This window comes from Flavobacterium xylosi, assembly GCF_042787345.1.
Taxonomy (GTDB): Bacteria; Bacteroidota; Bacteroidia; order Flavobacteriales; family Flavobacteriaceae; genus Flavobacterium; species Flavobacterium xylosi.
On the sequence record NZ_JBHZPZ010000040.1, the window covers coordinates 1 to 1,465 of the forward strand.

A 1,465-nucleotide genomic window follows, 5' to 3' on the forward strand; every position below is an offset into this window, starting at 1 on the left:
GGGCTCATATCTTTGACATAGGTTAAAATAATATGAAAATGTATCTTTGAAATATAACAATTAATAAACAAAACGAAATGGCCAAATTCTATCGGGGCGAAATACATCCTTAGATGATATTGTACACTTAGGTTAATCCATTTTGTTTTTATTACATCCGAGTCACAATAGTACTTAAGGACCTTATTTCAGATATGGATCTTGTATAAAAAATGAGCAAAGATTTGTGTAATATTTTGTTTATTGATACTAAATCAAAGATTTATGAATTTAAAGTATTCAGTTGGATTAGACGTATCAAGCAAAAAAATTAATGCTTGTATTAGTGTTATTGATGAAAAACAAAAGGTGGTTACAAAATCAAGTACCGTTATTTCTAACACATTAAAGGGATTTTCTTCATTAGAAGAATGGATTTTAAAACATACAAAAGAAACTATTCCTGTGGTGATTTGTATGGAAGCTACAGGAATTTATCACGAGAATTGCGCCTATTATTTATATGGAAAAGCCTTTGAGGTTTCAATTATTTTGCCCAATAAGGCAAAGAAATATTTAGAAGCCATTGGTTTAAAATCCAAGAATGATAGCATTGATGCTAAGGGATTGTCACAAATGGGTGCTGAACAGTGTTTAGAACTATGGGAGCCGATGGGTACATTTTTTTATGAGTTACGTTTGTTAACCAGGCAACATCAAAATGTTACCGAGTTAAAAACAGTAATTAAAAATCAAAAAGATGCTTTAAGTTTTGCCATGCATCATTTAGATTCGGTAACGAATCAATTAGAACAAACGATATCTTTATTTGAAACACAACTCAAAGAATTAGATAAAGAAATAAAATCTCATTTGAGGTCAAACAAAGAAGTTTACGATAAAGCTGAAAATATACTAAAAATGAAAGGATTAGGAGTTTTAACGTTAAGCACTGTTTTAGCAGAAACCAACGGATTCACATTATTTACCAATTATAAACAATTAGTTTCTTATGCGGGTTATGATGTAGTTGAAGCGCAATCAGGAAAACGGGTTGGTAAAACCAAAATATCAAAAAGGGGAAATTCTAGAATAAGGCGTGCCTTACATATGCCGTCGCTAGTGGTTATTCAATGCAAAGTAAAACCATTTAAAGACTTATTCGATAGAACTTATGAAAAACATGGAGTGAAAATGAAAAGTTATGTGGCCGTTCAAAAAAAGATATTGACCATGATTTATCATTTATGGAAAAAGAATGAAGCTTACGATGCTATTTATCACTTAAATATCCAAGAAGAGGAGCAAAAGATTACCTCTCGGGAATGTGGCTTCGAAGAAGACAAAATGCAAAAAAATAGCCCCAACATAAATATTGAGGCTACACAAGGTAAACATCCAGTGAATAATCGCAAGAAGCTTCCTCTCGGTGTAACAAATATATAAAAATTAACAAAAATAAATTAGGTAATCAAGATAGTACCTA

Annotated in this window: 1 protein-coding gene; it reads left to right on the forward strand. The window is 31.1% G+C overall.

What is annotated here, in order from left to right; translation table 11 throughout:
• The first annotated feature begins 264 nt into the window (after positions 1 to 264).
• Entirely contained in the window at positions 265 to 1,425 is a 1,161-nt protein-coding gene (locus ACFX5E_RS16200) for an IS110 family RNA-guided transposase (RefSeq protein ID WP_379856203.1), read from the forward strand.
• Positions 1,426 to 1,465: the final 40 nt, after the last annotated feature.

Excerpts from the sequence above, each read along its gene's own strand:
- ACFX5E_RS16200 (WP_379856203.1), top strand. The coding sequence starts at position 265 with ATGAATTTAAAGTATTCAGTTGGATTAGACGTATCAAGCAAAAAAATT.